Origin of the sequence: Microbacterium sp. CPCC 204701 (assembly GCF_004010105.1) — a bacterium.
Classification (GTDB): Bacteria; Actinomycetota; Actinomycetes; order Actinomycetales; family Microbacteriaceae; genus Microbacterium.
The window spans coordinates 1-19,462 of sequence record NZ_RRYE01000008.1 but is presented as its reverse complement, the minus strand read 5'-3'; the positions used below and the strand labels follow the sequence as shown (position 1 = coordinate 19,462).

At 69.3% G+C, this 19,462-nt stretch carries 8 protein-coding genes; 1 reads left to right on the top strand and 7 read right to left on the bottom strand.

Annotated features, from left to right (window positions below; all coding sequences use genetic code 11):
* Positions 1-213: 213 nt before the first annotated feature.
* The 7 genes from EIO58_RS01800 to dnaK form a co-directional block, all read right to left on the bottom strand.
* Positions 214-2,745, bottom strand: a complete 2,532-nt coding sequence (locus EIO58_RS01800; RefSeq protein WP_127817985.1) for a LuxR C-terminal-related transcriptional regulator — start codon at positions 2,743-2,745, stop codon at positions 214-216.
* A 478-nt stretch (positions 2,746-3,223) separates the two neighbouring features.
* Positions 3,224-3,826: a DUF11 domain-containing protein gene (locus tag EIO58_RS01795; protein WP_127817984.1), complete on the bottom strand. Its 603-nt coding sequence runs from the start codon at positions 3,824-3,826 to the stop codon at positions 3,224-3,226.
* Positions 3,823-12,822, bottom strand: coding sequence for a DUF7927 domain-containing protein (locus tag EIO58_RS01790; RefSeq protein WP_127817983.1), 9,000 nt, complete (start codon positions 12,820-12,822; stop codon positions 3,823-3,825). The genes EIO58_RS01795 and EIO58_RS01790 overlap by 4 nt, the downstream gene beginning before the upstream one ends.
* 581 nt (positions 12,823-13,403) lie before the next feature.
* Positions 13,404-13,880: a heat shock protein transcriptional repressor HspR gene (locus EIO58_RS01785; RefSeq protein WP_127817982.1), complete on the bottom strand. Its 477-nt coding sequence runs from the start codon at positions 13,878-13,880 to the stop codon at positions 13,404-13,406.
* A 109-nt stretch (positions 13,881-13,989) separates the two neighbouring features.
* A complete protein-coding gene (locus tag EIO58_RS01780; RefSeq protein WP_127817981.1) occupies positions 13,990-14,982 on the bottom strand; it encodes a DnaJ C-terminal domain-containing protein in 993 nt (330 codons plus the stop codon).
* Positions 14,983-15,000: 18 nt separating this feature from the next.
* A complete protein-coding gene (locus tag EIO58_RS01775; protein WP_127817980.1) occupies positions 15,001-15,624 on the bottom strand; it encodes a nucleotide exchange factor GrpE in 624 nt (207 codons plus the stop codon).
* Between the two features lie 2 nt (positions 15,625-15,626).
* Positions 15,627-17,495: a molecular chaperone DnaK gene (dnaK, locus tag EIO58_RS01770; RefSeq protein WP_127817979.1), complete on the bottom strand. Its 1,869-nt coding sequence runs from the start codon at positions 17,493-17,495 to the stop codon at positions 15,627-15,629.
* A gap of 283 nt (positions 17,496-17,778) precedes the next feature.
* On the opposite strand from dnaK, the gene EIO58_RS01765 reads away from it, so the two are divergent.
* Positions 17,779-19,302: a M1 family metallopeptidase gene (locus EIO58_RS01765; RefSeq protein ID WP_164861477.1), complete on the top strand. Its 1,524-nt coding sequence runs from the start codon at positions 17,779-17,781 to the stop codon at positions 19,300-19,302.
* Positions 19,303-19,462 lie beyond the last annotated feature (160 nt).

Genomic DNA, 19,462 nt, shown 5'->3' with positions numbered 1-19,462 from the left:
TCTCCTTTCTAGCTCTTGTGTCTGCGAGACCTGCGAAACTTCACCCCTCACTTCACCCCTTCCTTCACCCCAGGAGCCGGGTGCATCCTGACGGACGGGTTCGGCGCGCGACAGCATCGCGGTGAACGCGAGCGCGGCGACGAACGCAGCGTCTGCAGCGCCGCGAACGCCGCCGGCTCCAGGAGCGCTCGCGCCGGCAGCCGCAGCCTGCGCTCAGCCGAAGTCCGACAGCAGGTGCCGGGCGTCTGCGGCGGCGACCGCCTCCTCGCGGCCAGCGACGCCGAGCTTGCGGTAGACACTCTTCACCTGCGTCTTGATGGTGTTCGGCGAGACCCCGAGGTCGGTAGCGATGGCGGTCAGCGGCCGGCCCGAGCCGAGCGCCCGCAGCACGATGTGCTCGCGCTCGGTGAGAGCAGGAGCGCTGATCGAATCGGGCAGGGCGGATTCGACAGGGTCGATCGTGCACGAATCCGTCTCCCGCAGGAGTTCCTGCACGACTCGGGTGTCGGCCGGGGGGAGCAGAGCGAGCGGCAGGCGCAGGCCCCGGTCGCACAGCAGGGCGGCGAGACTCTGCGCATCGTGGCGCGCGGCGGCGACCCCGCCCGTGCGAACCAGCGCTGCCGTGCGCAGCGACGCCGCCCCGGCGCTCTGTCGCACGCTGCTCGGCTTGACGCGCGCCTGACTCAGGATGCGGAGCGTGTCGCGCGGTCTGCCGTCGATCAGCGCGATGCGAGCGCGCTCCACGACCGTTTCGAACCGCTCTTCCGGGCCGTCGTTGAGGAGGACGGCCTTCGCAGCCTGACTCTTTCCCTGCGCGAGCAGCAGCAGGGTCCGCGTGCCGCTCAGAGATCGACGTGCGGCCGCCGTGTGGCCCTCGCGTCCTCGCAGCTCCACGAGTGAGTCCAGCTGCGCGGCACCCAAGGCCGCCCGCCCGCGGCGCAGCGACACGAGCGCCTCGACGGCGGCCATGACTGTCCAATGCTCGCTCGTCGCGCGATGCGGTTCGAAGACCGCGACGTGCTCCGAAGCCTTGTCGACATCGCCCTGCTCCAACGCGAGGAGGGCCTCGGCCACGCGGTAGAAGGTGCCCTGATATCCGTCGAGGTGCCGGCCCCGCCACTCCCCCTCGCGAATAAGCTGGACGTAGTGTCGAGCCTCGGGCATGTCGCCGTTGAGGGCATGGATGCCGGCGAGCATCGACAGGTTCGAGATCCCGTGCTCGGAGTCATCCACCGCCGCCACCGCGGCGCCGTACGCGAAGCACTCGATCGCCTGCCGCTGACTGCCGCCGTAGTACAGCGAGATGCCCAGCTGCGCAGACAGGAGCGGCAGCTGCGCGGCGTACACCTCCTCGTCCTCCGGGGTGTCGGCCAACAGTCTGAGCGCGCGAACCGCGACGTTCGCGGCGCGCTCGTGCAGACCGAGCACGCGCAGGGCGACACTCTCGGCGACCCAGACGAACAGGCGGTCCAAGTCATCGATGTCGGCGCGCTGAGAGTTGGCCGCCGACACGGCGATGCGGAAGAGCTGGAGCCCGCGCAGTCGCCGCACGCGCACGGCGTTGTAGCAGACCGCAAGGAGCATCACGAGGATCGGTTCGTCTTTCAGCTGCGACAGCGGAATCGATCCCAGGACCTCTCGCACGGTGGCGCCGTGATTCAGCAGCTGATACCACGACGACGTGACCACGCGCCGCGCCAGCTCCAGATCGCCACCGTCGACCGCCGCCCGCAGTGCCTCGGCAGGCTTGCCGGCGCGCTGCGCGCCCGCGACGACCATGCGTCGCAGCGCCGGGACGTCGCCCGGGTGCCGGCGCTCGAGCTCGCGTCGCAGAAGGACGCGGGCGAACGGCGCGAACCGGAACGTGCGTCCGCTCCCGCCGGTCGACCACGAGCCGAAGCCGTAGCTTTCGGCATCGTCCAGGTAGCGGACGGCGCGCGGGTCGCCGCTGAGGTCACGAGCGAGGGCGTCGTCGACGGCCTCGGCGAGACTGATCCGCACCAGAGCGGAGATGAGCGCCGGGTCGTAGCCGGACCGCGCGACCCGGAGGCGCATGTACTCCTCCACCGCCTCGACCGCCGCCTGCACCAGCGAATCGCCGTCGGCCGGGATTCCACGACGGGCCATCGCATGGATGACGGCGGGGAATCCGCTCGTCGCGGCACGCACCTTCCGTGCCAGATCTTCGCCGATGCCAAGGACACGACGGATCTCCTCGTCGTCGAACATGAGCTCGGCGGGTCCGACCACCGACCTGTCGACGATCATTCCGACGCCGTCGCTGTCGAGGACGGTGCGCCGGTTCGCTGCGGCGATGACGCGCACGGCGGGCACCGCCGCGACGGTATCGCACAGGTCCACGAGAGCTTCCGCTTCGAGGGTCGCCGCGTCGTCGAGGAAGACGGTCACCGGCTCATCGAGATCGGCGAGGCGATCGCGCACGACCCGCCATACACCGGCCGCATCACCCGGGTCCGCGGCATCCCACTCCCGCGGCAGCCGCCGCAGGATCAGGCGCGCGAGGCCGACGCTGTCGGCAATGCCCTGGTCGGCGGTGACCCACAGAGCACGCTCCTCGGTGCGCTGCACCCATTCGCGCAGGACCACCGTCTTTCCGGCGCCGCAGGCTCCTCGCACCAGGGTCAGCGGGGTGCCGAGTTCCAGATATGCGAGCAGCCTGGGCCGCGAGATGACGTCACCTGGGACGCGCGGGGCGCCGGTTTCCAGCCGCTCCAATGACCACACTTCGATTCGATTCCTTCGTCCATCCCCAGAATCTGTCCGTCACGTCGGCCCCAGGCCAGGTCCGCGCACCCCCGCACGGACCCCCGCTTGCACTCTAGTTCCCCGCCAGCTGATGGCCGGACGATGATGATGCTGTGCCCCGCCCCTGGGGAAGGCGGGGCACAGCGCGCCGGGCCGAAGAAATCAGCTCACCGGCCCACCTGGCGCTCTGGGGAAGCGCCGGCGGTGGATCATGAGGGCGTCGTCGGAGAGACGGCCCGCGACCCGCCCGAGGCCCGACTGTGTGACCGCGAACAGTCGAGCGCGACGGTCTGCGAGCGGTCTCGCGGATGGTGCATCTGCCGAGATTTTCGGCACGACAGGATGACTCAACAATTCCCCCCTGGAATGTCACGGGGCCGCCCGCCGAGGCGCAGCGTGACCCTGAGATCGTTCCTATCGGGATTCGGACCGCGTCTCAGGAATTTCACCCGCTCCTTCACCCCCTCCGGGGGCGTCCGCGACGCGCGAGCACGGCACCGAACAGCGCGAGTGACGATCCCGCCAGGACCACTGCCGCCAGGATCGCTGCCGGCATGACCCATTCGGGAAGGCCTTGCGGTTCGCCGCCCATGCCCGCGACCGCGGGCGGCGCGATGGAGCCGGGAATGGCATCGGCATCGGCATCGCGCACGACGACTGCGCCTCCTCCGTCGACGACCTCCGCCAGGACGACGACTTGGTACGCCTCGCCGGACTCGTCTCCGATGATCACGGTCGCCGTCCACTGCGCTGACCCGCCCGCAGGGATCTCGACGCTCCAGGTCGCGACGCCTCCCTCGATGGTGGCTCCGGATGCCTCGACCTCGGCGAAGTCGGGGACTCGCAGCGTCACCGAACCTGTGAACGCCTCGGCACCGGCGTTGTCCACCTCCACGGTGTAGTCGAGGTGGTCACCGGGCGCGGCGTCGTCGCGCCCGTCCGAAACCGAGACCGTCACCGCCGCCACGTCGTCAGCCGCGCCGGCAGCAGCGGCCGGCGCGGCCGGCACTGCGAGAAGCAGCGCCGGCAGCGCGAGCAGCAGGATGAGGAGTCGCCTCACGACGCCCGCCGAGAACGTCGGCGCAGGCTCAGCCACAGCAGCAGCCCGCCGGCGGCCAACAGGCCGACCAGCACCCCGACCAGCCAGAGCGCGATGCCTCCGCCGGTCACAGCGAGCGGACGCTCCACCAGGGTGTCGACCTGGCAGTCCGCAACACTCGGGTCGACGCAGTTGCCGCCGATCTCGCCGTGGCTGAACAGCACGTTGCGCATGACGTTGTCCCCGCCCTGTTCGGCGACCACGAAGCTGTACGACACCGTGGTCACCTCCCCGATATCGAGGGCTCCGGCCCACGACAGGCGCGGCGCGTCGTAGGCGGCCCCATCCGTCGCGTCGCCGGTGTAGCGGGCGTCGTCGAGCACCCCGCCGAAGTCGTCGACGAACGTCGCCGGCTCCTGCTCGGTGTAGCCGACCTGGCCCGTGTTGCGGACTGTGATCGTGTAGGTCACGGTGTCACCCGGCTCGACCTTGTCACCGGCGTCCGACGTCTTGACAGTCTGGTACGACTGCACGAGCGTGCGGGTTGCGCACGCCTCGTCGGTCGACGCGGCCGGGTCGAACGTTGCGCCCGGCGTGTCGTCGGGGTTCTGCGACGCGATCGCGACGCAGTTGCTGGGCACTTCTTCCGGGGTCGTCACGACGTTGTCGATGATGCCGTCGCCGGTGCGCGGCGCGTTGATCGTGACCGAGTACTCGATCGTGACGGACTCGCCCACCGCGAGCGCGCCCTGCCACTTCACGCGCGAGCCAACGAGCTGTGCACCGTGCGTCGCGTCGCCGTTGTAGGTCGCGTCGTCGAGGACGTCGACGAGCGAGTCGTCGATCTCAGCCGGGCGGTCGGCGGTCCAGTCGATGCCGCCGTCGTTCGTCACCGTGATCGCATACTCGACGACCTCACCGGGGAACGCCGTCTCCTTCGTCGAGGTCTTCTCCACGTGCACGGACGGGCCGCCGAGGTCGACCTCGCAGACGGGGTCCTCGCTCGTGGGCGAGCAGTTGCCGCCAGGCGTGGGGGACGTGACCCTGTTGAACAGGATCTTGTCCGCGCCGTCGGGCGTCGGATTGCTCACGACCACGCTGTACGTGAACGTGATGACCTCACCGACGTCGAGCTTGCCGCTCCAACGCAGCGCGCCGGCATCCGCATCCCAAGTGACGGCGTTGACTGCCGTGCCGTCCACCGAGGAGGTCGCGGCCGCGTCGAGGTTGTATGCGGCGTCGTCGAGCACCTCTGTGAGCGGGTCGTCCCACACCACGGGCTCATCGGCCGTGTAGGCGACCTGGCCGGTGTTGCGGAGCGTGATCGCGTACGTCACGACATCGCCCGGGAAGAACTCGGTGCGGTCGGCCGCCTTCGCGAGGTGGTGTGCCTTCACGAGGGTCGTCGTCTCGCACAGCGGGTCCTCGGAGTCCGGACCGCAGTTGGACGGGATGTCGGGCGGCGTCACGATCCGGTTCTGGAGTGCGTGATCGCCGCGGTTCGGGTTCGCGATCGTCACCTGATACGTGATGGTCGCCGTGGCGCCGGCCGCGAGCGGACCCTCCCAGTGGATGCGACTGGTCGATGCGACGAACGTCGCCGTGCCTGCGCTGGCATCGAGGTTCAGCGTGTCCGCTGTGACCGTCGTCACGTCGTCCAGCACGCGGGCCAGGCTGTCCTCGAACTTCGCAGGCACGTCGCTGGTGAAGTCGACCGCGCCGGTGTTCTCGACCGTGATCGTGTACTCGATCGCGTCGCCGGCGAAAGCGACCTCCTGGTCGACGGTCTTCTCGAAGTGCAGCGCACGCACGGGCGTCTCGGTGGTGCAGTCCGCCGCCGTGGAGTCGGCGCACCCGCCCTCGGGCGGAGTCACGACCGCGTTGCGCAGGATGCCGTCCGCCGGGGGCGTCGGCGTCTGCTGCGGGTCGAGCACGGTGACCGCGTAGGTCACGACGGCCACGCCTCCGATCGGCAGGTCGCCCGCCCACGACAGAATCCCGTCCGCGAACGTCGCGCCGCCCGTCAGACCGGTCGGGCCGCTTGCATCGTCGAGGACGCCAGCCAGGTCGTCGGCGAACGTCGCCTGGGTGGGAGCGCTATACGCCACCTGGCCGATGTTCTCGATTCGCACGGTGTACGTCACCTCGTCACCGGGCTCGGCCTGCCGATGGCTCGCGGTCTTGACCGTGTCGTATGCCCGAATCGGCGTCACCGTGTCGCAGACGCCGCACTCGCCACCGGGGCCGGTCGGCGTCACGACGTTCTCGAGCAGGAAGTCCGCGTCGCCGGCCACAGGCACGTCGACCGTCACCGTGTAGCGGACGGTCACCACGCCGCCGACGGGCAGCTCACCCGCCCATCGGAGCTCCGACTCGTCTGCATGCCACGATGGCGCATCGTCGCTGTCGCCCTCGACCGTGAGGTCGAACGGCGCGCTCGCGACGTCGAGCACGTCCGACAGGTCGTCGGAGAACGAAGCGGGGTCGTCGTCCGTGTAGGCCACGGCGCCGGTGTTCGTGACCGTCAAGGTGTACGCCACGTCGTCGCCCGGGGTCACGATCGCCGGGGCCGACGACTTCTCGACGAGGTAGCCGCGCACCGGGGTGTCGGTGGTGCACGTGCCGTCCTCGGCGCATTCGCCGGTGGAGCTGGTGACCGTGTTCACGAGGTGGTGGTCCCCGGTGTCGGGGTCGTCCACCGTGAGCGTGTAGCGGATGGTCAGCGTCTGATCGACGGCCAGCGGCCCCTCCCACCTCAGTGCGCTTCCGTTCACGGTCGCCTCGCCCTGATCGGGATCGATCGTGATGGCCCGCAGGTCACCGGAGTCGTCGAGCACACCTGACAGGTCGTCGACGATGTCGGCGGGCTGGGCGTCGGTGTACGCCACCGCGCCGGTGTTGCGCACCGTCACTGTGTAGGTGACGTCGTCGCCCTCGGTGAGCGAGGCCGCGTCGACCGCCTTGTCGTACTCGAACGACCGGATCGGCACCTCGGTGGTGCAGCTGTCTGCGTCCACGCACGACCCACCCGGGCCGACCGGGTCGACATCGTTGACGAGGATGTCGTCATCCGTCTCGCCGTTCGCGATCACCGTGTAGCGCACGACGGCCTCGCCGCCGATCGGCAGCTCGCCGGACCAGGTGAGCGTCGCGAGCCCGTCGAAGACCGCACTGCCCTGGAGCACGCCGCCCCAGTCGGCGTCGCGAAGCACGTCGGTGAGGTCGTCGCGGAACCCGGCCGGGTCGGCGGCGGAGTAGGCCACCGCGCCGGTGTTGCGCACCGTCACGGTGTACACCACGGATCCGCCCACCTCGACGACCTGCGGGGCGACGGTCTTCTCGACCGTGAACTCGCGCACGAGCACGGTCACGTCGCAGTCGCCGTCGGTCGACATGGGCGTGCAGTTGCCGCCGCGGCCGGGAGGAGTCTCGACGCGGTTGTCCATGCGGTGATCGCCGGCGTCCGGGTCGTCGACATCGACGGTGTACACGAACGTCACCGTCTCGTCCACGCCGAGCGGGCCGGCGCCCACGAGCACGCCGTTCTCGAACGTCACCTGCCAGCCGGCCGGCTGCGACACGAGCACCGGACTGCCCGAGTCGCCGAGCGTGTCGGTGAGGTCGTCACGGATCTCGGCGGCGTTCTCGTCGCCGATCGTCGTACCTTCGTAGGCCTCCGAGCCGGTGTTGGTGACGGCGATCGTGTAGGTCAGGTTTTGCTGACCCGGCTCGACGACGGTGTCGCTCACGGCCTTCACCACCCGATAAGCACGGGTCGGCACCTCGACCCAGCACCGGGGATCGGCGAGGGAGAACTCGGTCGCAGGATCGCAGTTGCCGCCGGGGCTGTCGGTGCTGGCCCGGTTCATGAGCCGGTCGGGAGGGGTTGTCGCAGCCGTGATGACCACGGTGTAGGTGATCGTGACCGGCTCACCACCGAGCGGCAGATCGCCCACCCAGCGGATGGTCTGGGATGCCTCGACCCACGTCGCCGTTCCGGCCGATGCGGTGACGACACCGTCGAACGTCGCGTTCTGCAGCACGTCGCCGATCGGGTCCGAGATCGCCGCCTGCGGCTCGCCCGGGCCGGCCGGATACGGCACGTTGCCGGTATTGCGCACTGTGATCGAGTAGGTGATCTCGTCGCCCTGCTCGACGACGTCGCGGTTCGCGACCTTCACGACCTCGTAGGACTGCACCGGCGTTTCGGTCTCGCACACCGGGTCGGTCGAGGCGGTGTCGCAGTTGGCGAGCCCGGTCGGTGTCGTCACGCGGTTCGCGAGCAGGTGATCGCCGCGATCGGGGTTGTCGACGAGCACGTCGTATTCGATCGTCACCGTGCCGTCGACCTCGAGCGGCCCGGTCCAGTCGAGGACCGAACCGCGATAGGTCAGCTCCCCTGCCGTCCACGTCACGCTGCCGTCGACGATCTGGCCGTCGTCGTCGATCGTCGCGTCGAGCTCGCCGTCGTCGACGATTCCCGCGAACGAGTCGCGGAACGATGCCGGGAACTCATCCGTGAACGCCACGCCGCCCGTGTTCGTCACCACGATGCGGTAGTGCACGGTTCCACCCGGGTTCACGTAGGCCGGGTCGGACGACTTCGCGACGTGGAACTGGGCGATCGGCGTCGACGTGTCGCACAGTCCGTCGCCGGCGCAGCTGCCGCCGGTGCCTGTCGGGGCGACCGTGTTGTTCAGCGTCATGCTGTCAGGGTTCGGCGTCTGCTTCACCGCCACGGAGTAGGTGAACGTGCGCATCTGGCCGACGGCGAGGGGGCCGGCCCATGTCAGGTGGCCGTCTGCGAAGGCGGCGCCGCCAGTGGCGCTGCCCGCCACGAAGTCCGCGTCATCGAGGATGTCGGCGAGGTCGTCGTCGAACGACGCCGGGTCCTCGGCCGTGTACGCGACCTCACCGGTGTTGCGCACGGTGAGCGAGTACGTCACGACCTCACCGCGCACCACGGGCGCCTCGGCCGTCGACTTCTCCACGGTGTACGACTGCACGCGCACGACGGCGTCGCAGTCGGGGTCGGTCGAGTCGTCCGTGCAGTTGCTTCCGGGAGTCTCCGACACGATCGTGTTCTCGAGCCGGTCGTCGCGCGTGTCCTCGTCGACGCCGGCGGGCTTCACCTGCACATCGAAGCTGAACGAAGTGGTCGCGCCGACCGCGAGCGGACCGCTCCACGTGACGCCCGTGGCGGGGTCGAACACCACCCCGGGCGATGAGGAGCCGACCCAGACGGCATCCTTCAGCACGTCCGTCAGAGGGTCGGTCACCGTCGCCGCCGCGAAGCCGTTCTCGCCGTACGCCACCTGGCCGGTGTTGCGGACGTCGATCGTGTAGGTGACGGTGCCGCCCGGCGTCACCGTCGTCGGGGTCGCGGACTTCGCGAAGTGGACACCGGGAACCGGGTGCTCCGTCGTGCAGGTGCCGCACTCGATGTCGGTGCCCGGGGTGACCGCGTTGCGCAGACGGAAGTCGCCGACTTCGTCGTAGTCCTTGACCGTGACGGTGTAGGTGATGGTGATGATCTCGCCGGGGAAGATGCGGTCGGCCGACCACCGCAGCGCGTTGCCGTCGAGCACCGCGGTGCCCGGAGCGCCGTCCTCGGCGGACGTGGCGACCGTGATGCTGTCCTCGTCGATGACGGCGTCGTCGAGCACGCCGGTGAGGTCGTCCGTGAAGCTCGGCGACAGGAATGGTGCCGGACTGTCTTCGGGCTCGGTGATCGTCACGGTGTAGGTGATGCTCTCGCCCGCGAGCACCGGCGTCCCCGACGCCGGGTTCGAGGTCTTCGAGACCGTCGGCGGCAGCGGCACCACGATTCCCGCCGGGTCGCTTCCGGTGAGCGGTTCGCCCACCGGCGGCGTGACATTCACGAATGCCTCGTTGATCGTCGTGCCGAGCGCGGCGGGGCCGGCGGTGCAGTCGCGGAACTCGGTCGCGCCGGCCGCGAGCGAGGCGACGGTGTAGGCGCACTGTGGGAACATCGGGTCGGTCACCGAGACGTTCGTGAGCGTGCCCGTGCCCCTGTTGGTCACGCTGATGCGGTACGGCACCGTGTCGTCGCGCGCATACTGCGGGAAGTCGCTCGCATCCTGGGCGTCGTGCCAGGCGGCATCGTCGGTGCGGTCGCCGCCCTTCTCGAGAACGTACTTCTTGACCTCGATCTGGTTGCAGTCGGCGATCGTGGTGGTCGCGGACGACTTCATCGGCAGGCCGGTGTGGGCCGCGATGCTCGTGGCGGCGTTGACGATGACCTGGCCGGGCTTGTTGTCGCCTGCGGCGGGCGCCGCGCACTCGGTGCTCGTCGGCGCGGCCGTGGTGAAGTGGACGTCGAACGACTGCTGGGCTCCCGGCGCGAGCGCGGGGCCGATCACCCGGATGGCGGTCGCGTCCGCGGGAATGGCCGCGTTCGTGCCGCTCAGGGTGATCGCCCTCCAGCCGACGGTGTTGCCGGCGATCGCACCGGGGTTGGTGCCGTTGGACTTCGTGCGCGGGTCGTCGCTGAGCGTGCCGGGGTCGGCAGTGGTGTAGAAGACCCGCCACGTGCCCGCCGGCACGCTGACGCGCGTGACCTCGTAGCCGCCGTCGAGGTTCGTGCCGTTCTCGTCCCCCGTGTACGGGAGGATGTCGATCGTGTCGGTATAGGCGTTCGATGACGGGTCGAGCGAGTTCAGGGTCATGCGCCAGAACGAGCTTCCCCCGGCGTATGGCACGTACGTCGCGCCCGCGCTCTTGCCGAACGACGTCGTGCCGTTGTTCGGGACGACGACGGATGCCGAGGCCTGGCGCAGCGCGAGCTCGCGGATGTCGCCGGGCACGCGGACCTCGGCCGTGTTCGTCAGGGTCGTGCCGGGAGCGACCGACGAGTTCGCCGGAAGCATCGCCTGATAGGTGATCACGCGCTGCGTGTTCGCGGGCGAGTTCGTCATCGCGAAGGTCAGCTGCCGGCGACCGCTGACGGTCGCGGACGCCGGAGTGACCGCGGTGCCGTCGATCCGCGCCGAGCCTGCGATGTATTGCATCCCCGCGGGCAGCAGGTCGACGACGGTCAGGTTGCTGTTGGTCGGCGGCGTGGTCGTGCTGTTCGTCGCGGCGCGCACCGTGTAAGTGACGGGTTGGCCGGGACCTGCGGTCTGCGGGCTCGCGGACTTCGAGATCGAGCCGGTGTTGCCGACGATGCGGTAGACATCGCGCCATCCGTTCGTGCCGCCGGCCGCGCCGGTGTACGGGCTCCAGGGCGTGGCGGTGTTCACGCCGGCGATATTGCTGCTGTTGTACCAGGTGTTGGCCGCCGCCGTCACGGCGTTCGGCCGGTTGTAGGAGCCGACGGTCCAGCCCTCTTCGAGGATGTTGTTCGGCGCGCCTGCGACCCACGGCGTCGCGTTCGCCTTGATATAGCCGAAGCCGCGCACGAATACTCCGTACGGCTTGTCGACGGCGGGGTTCCACGTCACCCTGACGGCGGAGACGTTCGCCGGCAGCTGCACGACGCTGGTGCCCGGGGTTCGCGGATCACCCGCTGTCACGCCTCCGGCCGGTGTCGCGGGCACCCACGTGACGGCGGTCGAGCCGCACGTGAAGGTGTGGGTGTCGATGTTGGCGGTGGTGTACCAGTAGCGAAGGGTGGGCATCTGGAGGTAGCCGCCTCGTGCGGGATCCCACCCGCCGCCGTCCATGTAGCGGTAGACGAGATTGTTGCTCTCCGGCGCGGGAAAGCTCGTCGCGCTCTGGTTCATGGTGCAGACACCCGCGACGTTGCCGGCGTTTGGCCCCCGGTAGTCGTTCCACGCGTAGCTGGTTGCCTGCGAGTACAGGGGAAGGGTGGCGCCGCCTGCGCCGGGCGTCCACGCGGAGCCGGTGCCGGGCGCGACGAACAGCTGGTCGTCCCAGGTGGAACGCGACGATGCCGGGGTTCCGTGCCAGGCGTTGCTGAAGTCGCCGGGCACATAGAGGGTGATCGCGTCGGTGTTGTTCGCCGTGGGGTCGTTCGTGCGCTGCGTCGTGCCCGGGTACGTCCACGCCGGCGCATTCGCGCTGAAGTTGAATGTCTGAGTGAGCGTCGCCGGCGACGGGTGCGACAGGATCAGAGCGCCCGACGCGATGTAGTTCCTGCCTGCGGGGAGGTTCTGTCCCTTGGAGTCCTTCACCGGAACACGGGTGAGGCTGTAGTCGATGTTGGTCAGCGTGACGCGATACTGCGTGGCGTTGAGCTTCGTGATGGTGCAGCCGCCGGGGAAGGCCGCGCGATCCGGCCGGTTGGCCGCCGAGAAGGGGATGCCCGCGGCGACCTCGCCGTTGACCGGCCGGCACTCCTCGGGGGTGATGAGATTCGTATTCGCTCCCACGGTCGCGCTCGACACGTTGAGCACGAACGAATAGTTCGCCGGGCCTGGGCGGCTGCCGACGTTGGCGGCGATGGCCCAGTCGACGACCATGTACTGTCGCTCGGCGGCACCCTCGAAGTAGCGCGCCCGCTGGCCGCCCTCGGCCGGGTTGCTGGAGGGCGTCGAGATCACGAGGTCCATGCCGTAGTTGTAGGTGACCGGCACAGGCGTCTGTGTGGCGGCGACCGACGGCGCCGCGGCCTGGTCGGAGTCCACCGAGCCGGACGCCGACAGCGGCTGCCCGTTCGTGCTCGTCGCACGGATCGGCGTCTGAAGAACCGTTGCCGTACCCGCCTTGACCGTGCCGACGTTGCACACGAGAGTCACACCGTTGGCCGAGATCGATGACGCGGGCGTCACCCCGGTCGTCTTGCACACGGAGGGGAGGCTCGCGAACCTGCCGTTGCTCGCGGTCAGCGTCACGGTGACGTTGGTCACGTCCTCGTTCGACTCCGGCTGCTCGGCGTCGTTGGTGTTGATGTGCCATTCGGCGATCACCGGGTTGCCGTAGAGCACGCTCGTCGGTGCCGGGGCGGCCCAGTTCGCCGTGATCTCGTGCTCGGCGACGATGGCCGCGTGAGCGACCGCGGTCGCCCCCGATACGACCATGAGCAGGGCCGCCACGCTTGCCAGTGTGGCCTTCCCGAGTCGACGGACGCCCCGTCCCCTGCCTTCGCCTGTCGAAGCTCGATGATGACCCGCCATGACGCCCCCCGGTGTCCACGAGAGCGTTGAGGGCTCTCCTGCTCATGGAGTCCCCCGAGCGCACGCGCTATCGATCGAGGCCCCCGGCGTGAAAGATATCGCGCGAGTGAGCCGTGCTCTCCGGAATTCACCCGCCGGGTCACCCGCTTCGGCGAGCCACCCGAGGAGTCGAGCCCCGCCGGCTGGGGGACGGCGGGGCTCGCACCGAAGGAACCCTCACTCACTTCGGTGGGTGGCGGCAGGGGAAGCCGCCACGTCGGGGTCTGGCCATGCGCTTGCGTCGTTCAACACCATCGGATCGCTCCCGCGAGAGCACGGGCGCGCCCGCGCGTGGGAGCGGGAGCCGATCTGAGATCCGAGCGGTCCTCGGTCAGTAATGGTTGTACCGATGGTCGAGCACGCGCACGCGAAAATTCACCCGGCTCTCACCCCGGATGCGCCTGCGCACGCACGCACGGCCACGTATGCGAACGAGTCGCGTTCGCATCGATCGCGGAGTCTCAGTCGTCTGTGTGCTCGGTTGCTTCGTGAGCCGAGGCCGGGGGAAGCGGTGTCCGCGGACGCCAGACCACGAGCTCAGTCGCGCGGCGCACTCGCGTGCCGTGGCGCAGCGTCACGACCGAGCCGGTCGATCCTGCCGCGAAGACACGCGCGCCCGGGCGCTTCTCGAGCTCTTCGCGCACGCGCTCCTCGAGGTCGCGGACGCGGCTGTGCAGCTCGCGCACGCGGTCCTCGAGCTCGAGGATGCGGGCGATTGCGGGCAATCCGATCCCATCGGCCGACATCCGCGCCACCTCGCGCAGCTGAGCGACGTGACGCAGCGAGTAGCGACGCGAGCCGCCCTGTGTGCGGGCGGGCACGACGAGTCCGAGCCGGTCGTACTGACGGAGGGTCTGCGGGTGCATTCCCGACAGCTCGGCAGCCACCGCGATCGCGAAGATCGGGGCATCCTCGTCGATGTCGTGTTGCTCACCCATGCGTCTCACCTCCCTCGCACCTCACGAGATCAGGTGATCTGGCGGAGGCAGGACGCTTCGCGCCGAATCGTCCTGTGTACGCCAGATCACCTGTTCTCGGCACATGGTCTCAGCCTCTCGCCTTCGCCATGAGGTCGGCGCGCGGGTTCTCTTTCGGCTCGAGGTCGTGGAAGCGCTGGAGCGCCTCGCGCGCGGCGTCGTCGAGGTGCGACGGCACGGCCACCTGCACCTCGGCGAGCAGGTCGCCGGTGCCCTTCTGGGTCTGCACGCCGCGGCCCCTGACTCGGAGCACACGGCCTGACGGCGTGCCTGGCGCAACCCGCAGCTTGACGGGGTCGCCGCCGAGGGTCGGCACCTCGATCGTCGCGCCGAGCGTCGCCTCGGTGAACGTCACGGGCACCGTGACGCGGAGGTTCAGGCCGTCGCGCGTGAAGACCGGGTGCGGCCGCACGGCCACCTGCACGACGATGTCGCCGGGCTCGCCGCCGTCGGGCGATGGGCGGCCGCGCCCGCGCAGCCGGATCTTCTGCCCGTCGGAGACGCCGGCGGGGATCTTGACCTTGAACGGCTTGCCGTCCTCGCCTTGCAGCGTGATCGTCTCACCTTTGGTCGCGGTGATGAAGTCGATCGTCGTGCGGGCTGTGACGTCGGCGCCGCGCGTCGGACCCCCGAAGCCCCGGTATCCGCCCGACGGCTGCCCGAAGCGCCCGCTGCCGAAGCGACCGCCCTGCTGCTGGTTGAACATCGCGAAGATGTCGTCGACGTCTTCGGCGCTCTGGTACCGCGCGCCGCGCCCCTGCCCGAACATGCTGAAGACGTCCTCGAAGCCGCCCGCGCCCTGGCCGCCTGCCGTGAAGCGGGCGCCCGAGCCCATCGCGCGGATCTGGTCGTACTCCTTGCGCTGCTCGGGATCGGACAGCACCGAGTACGCCTCGCTGATCTCCTTGAACTTGGCCTCCGCAGCCGCGTCGCCCTGATTCGAGTCCGGGTGATACCTGCGCGCGAGCTTACGGTAGGTCTTCTTCAAGTCCGCGTCGCTGACGTCCTTGGCGACGCCCAGCATCGAGTAGAAGTCCTTGTCGAACCAGTCCTGGCTGGCCATGGGTCCTCCTTCTCGGTGTTATTCGACCGGCACAGCGACGACGACCTTTGCCGGACGTAGCTCGACCGAGCCCAGGCGGTAGCCGACCTCGACGACCTCGAGGATCGTCGGCTCAGTCGTGCCGGGGGTCGGCGCCTGGAAGATCGCCTCGTGCTGCTGCGGGTCGAAGACCTCGCCCGCGGCGCCGTACGTGACGATGCCCATGCGCTCGGCAAGGCCCCGCAGCTTCTCGGCGATCGCGGCGAAGGGGGTACCCTCCTCGAGATCGTCGTGCTTCTCGGCACGGTCGAGGTCGTCGAGCACGGGCAGCAGGCCCTTGGCGACAGCGCCCTTGGCGCGCTCGATCTCGATCTCGCGCTGCTCCTCGGTGCGCCGGCGGTAGTTTGCGTATTCGGCCTGCAGACGCTTGAGGTCGTTCAGCAGCTGCGACTCGAGGTCGGCGAGGACCGCGTCCTCGGCGGCGGCCTCAGCGCTCTGCTCGGCGCCGAGGATGTCGTCGACGGTCAGCTCTTCGCCGCCCTCGGCACCCACGCCCTCCGGGTCACCCGTGGCGTTGCGGCCCTCCTGCGGGTCGGACCCGGAAGCCTGCGCCTCCGGGTCCTCGCCGCCGGGGACCTCGTTCTCGAAGTCCTTGTCGGCCATGGCTACTTCTTGTCCTCTTCGTCTTCGACGACCTCGGCGTCGACGACGTCCTCGTCGGAGGTCGTCGAGTCCTGGTCGCCCGCCGGAGCCTCGGCACCGGCATCCGCCGTCGACGGCGAGGCCTGGCCCGAGGCGTAGATCGCCTCGCCGAGCTTGGTCTGCGACTGCGAGAGCTTGTCGAACGCGGTCTTCACGGCGTCGTCGTCCTCGCCGGCGAGCGCGGTCTTGAGGGCGTCGACGTCGCCCTGGACGTCGTTCTTGACGTCTTCGGGCAGCTTGTCTTCGTTGTCTTTGATGAGCTTCTCGATCGAGTACGAAAGCGTCTCGGCCTGGTTGCGCACTTCGGCGGCCTCGCGGCGCTTCTTGTCTTCGGCGGCGTGCTCCTCGGCCTCGCGCACCATGCGCTCGATGTCGTCCTTGGGCAGCGACGAGCCGCCGGTGATCGTCATCGACTGCTCCTTGCCGGTGCCCTTGTCCTTCGCCGACACATGGACGATGCCGTTCGCGTCGATGTCGAAGGTGACCTCGACCTGCGGGATGCCGCGAGGAGCCGGCGCGATGCCGGTCAGCTCGAAGGTGCCCAGCGGCTTGTTGTCGCGGGTGAACTCGCGCTCGCCCTGGAAGACCTGGATCGCGACCGACGGCTGGTTGTCGTCGGCGGTCGTGAAGGTCTCGCTTCTCTTGGTCGGGATGGCGGTGTTGCGCTCGATGAGCTTCGTCATGATTCCGCCCTTGGTCTCGATGCCGAGGCTCAGGGGGGTGACGTCGATCAGCAGCACGTCCTTGCGCTCGCCTTTGAGGACGCCGGCCTGCAGGGCCGCGCCCACGGCGACGACCTCATCGGGGTTGACGCCCTTGTTCGGCTCCTTGCCGGTCTCCTGCTTCACGAGCTCCGAGACCGCGGGCATGCGGGTCGAGCCGCCGACGAGCACGACGTGGTCGATGTCGCCGACCTTGATGCCGGCCTCGCGGATGACGTCTTCGAAGGGCTTCTTGGTGCGGTCGAGCAGGTCCTTGGTGAGGTCCTCGAACTTCGCGCGCGTGATCGTCTCGGACAGCGACACCGGACCCGAGTCGGTGAGCGACAGGTACGGGAGGTTCACCGACGTCGAGGTCGACGACGACAGCTCCTTCTTCGCCTGCTCGGCGGCCTCCTTGAGGCGCTGCAGGGCGATCTTGTCGTTCGAGACGTCGACGCCCGTGGTGTCCTTGAACTGCTTGATGAAGTAGTCGACCAGACGCTGGTCCCAGTCGTCGCCGCCGAGACGGTTGTCGCCGGCGGTCGCGCGCACCTGGATGGTCGAGAAGTCGTCGTCCTTGCCCACCTCGAGCAGCGAGACATCGAACGTTCCGCCACCGAGGTCGAAGACGAGGATGAGCTCGTCCTCCTTGCCCTTGTCGAGGCCGTACGCGAGGGCCGCGGCAGTGGGCTCGTTGATGATGCGCAGCACGTTCAGGCCCGCGATCTCGCCCGCCTCCTTGGTCGCCTGGCGCTCGGCGTCGTTGAAGTACGCGGGCACGGTGACGACGGCATCCGTCACGGTGTCGCCGAGGTACTGCTCGGCGTCGCGCTTGAGCTTCTGCAGGATGCGCGCCGACACCTCCTGCGGCGTCCACTTCTTGCCGTCGACCTCGAAGGTCCAGTCGGTGCCCATGTGGCGCTTGACCGACGAGACGGTGCGGTCGACGTTGGTGACGGCCTGGCGCTTGGCGGTCTCGCCGACGAGCACCTCGCCGTCCTTGGTGAATGCGACGACCGAGGGGGTCGTGCGAAAGCCCTCGGCGTTCGCGATGACCTTGGGCTCGCCGCCCTCCAGGACGCTCACGACCGAGTTGGTCGTACCGAGGTCGATTCCGACAGCACGTGCCATGTGATTCTCTCCTTCGTGAGGGCGACGACGGATGCCGGCGCCCGCGGTTCGTATGAAAAGCCGAGCTCGCCGACCCAAAGCTGAGTCGCGACGACTCAACGATACGCCGGGGTACCGCATCCGTCAATTCGAACTTGATACGAGTCGACTCAAGTTGTGGACGCCAAGCATCGCTGCGGGACCGCCCGCCGCGCGTGGAACGCGTGACGCTCGGCTGGGCTTCTGCGCGACCCGCTCGAGGCCTAGAGTCAGCCTCAAGGACGAGCGAACCTGGGGAGCGGTCATGCGCACGGTGAAGATGAGGATGGCGGGCGGCCTGGCCGTCGCGGTCGTGGTGATGGCCGGCTTCGGCGCCACGGGAGCGGTCGCCGCTCCCCCCGGTACCGCCGGACCGCGGTACACCGCGGGATCGGACGGCGCGGGTGACCCGTACTTCCCGTACTCGGGCAACGGCGGCTACGACGTCCAGCACTACGACCTCGCATTGACCTACACGCCTCCGGCCATGGCGCCCGCACCGCTGCAGGGCTCCCTCACGGGCGTGGCGACGATCGACCTCGTCGCGACACAGGACCTCGACCGGTTCAACCTCGACCTGCGTGGCATGGACGTCACGCGTGTGACGGTCGGCGGCAAGCCCGCCGCCGAGGTCGAGGCACCCGCGCCCGGCGACGAGGTCGACGGCGCCGCGTACTGGCAGGTGCAGGATGACGCGGCCCGCCGGTGGGAGCTCACCGTGCAGCCTCGCCCCAAGGTGAAGTCGGGTAAGAGCGTCCGCGTCGTCGTCGAGTACCGCGGCACCACGGTGCGGCCGCTCGACGTGGAAGGAGCCCTCTACGGCTGGGTCACGACCCGCGACGGTGCCATCGTCGTCAGCGAGCCCGAGGGATCGATGACGTGGTATCCGGTGAGCGACCATCCGACAGACAAGGCGACGTACCGTTTCGCGATCACGGTGCCGGCGGGAAAGGTGGCCGTCGCGAACGGACTGCCGCACAAGCCCGCCGAGACGTCCGACGGCTGGACGACCTGGTTCTGGGACGCCCCGGATCAGCAGGCCAGCTATCTGACGACGGCATCCGTCGGGGACTTCGAGCTGCGCCCGACGTACACCTCGACGAGCGGCATCCCGATCGTCGACGCGGTCGATGCGAACCTCACGGCGAATCAGCTCAACACCACGAACGCGAGCCTCGCACTGCAGCCCGCGATGATCGATTTCTTCGAGTCGAGATTCGGGCCGTACCCGTTCAACTCCTACGGCGCGATCGTCGACGACGACAGTGTGGGCTACGCCCTCGAAACGCAGACGCGCCCGGTGTATTCGGGCTCGGCAGGACAGGGCACCGTCGCCCACGAGCTCGCCCATCAGTGGTTCGGCAACGCCGTCAGCCCACTGCGGTGGCAGGACATCTGGCTGAACGAGGGCTGGGCCACGTATGCGGCCTGGCTCTGGACGGATGACCGCGGCGGAACCACTGCGCAGCAGGCCTACAACAGCTGGTACGCACCCGCCCGCACGGCCGCGTACTGGTCGTTCCAGATCGGCGACCCCGGCGACCTGGGGCTGTTCGCGACGCAGGTGTACAACCGCGGTGCCGCGACGCTCCACGCGCTGCGGGTCGAGGTGGGCGACGAGGCGTTCTTCGAGGGGGCGCGGCTGTGGGTCGAGCGCTTCAACGACGGCGCCGCGACGAGCGCCGACTTCCAGTCCGTCTACGAAGAGGTGTCGGGCGAGGACCTCGACGCCTTCTTCCAGATCTGGCTGTGGGATCAGGTCAAGCCGCCCGCCACCTGGACGCTGTGACGCAAGCCGGCTGACGCCGGACCTCCGCGCCGGCGGCGGCCGAGAGCCGGCCGCCGCCGGCGCAGGCGTGTGACCCCAGGTCCACGTGCCAGACCCGTACCCGCCGGGCACGGGCCGACTGGCAGCCGCCCCAGCGGGCTGCCCCTTGGCACCGTAACGG

Bases quoted from the DNA above. Each gene is read 5' to 3' on its own strand.
- dnaK (WP_127817979.1), bottom strand. From the start codon at position 17,495: ATGGCACGTGCTGTCGGAATCGACCTCGGTACGACCAACTCGGTCGTG.
- EIO58_RS01780 (WP_127817981.1), bottom strand. From the start codon at position 14,982: ATGGCCAGCCAGGACTGGTTCGACAAGGACTTCTACTCGATGCTGGGC.
- EIO58_RS01785 (WP_127817982.1), bottom strand. From the start codon at position 13,880: ATGGGTGAGCAACACGACATCGACGAGGATGCCCCGATCTTCGCGATC.
- EIO58_RS01775 (WP_127817980.1), bottom strand. From the start codon at position 15,624: ATGGCCGACAAGGACTTCGAGAACGAGGTCCCCGGCGGCGAGGACCCG.
- EIO58_RS01765 (WP_164861477.1), top strand. From the start codon at position 17,779: ATGCGCACGGTGAAGATGAGGATGGCGGGCGGCCTGGCCGTCGCGGTC.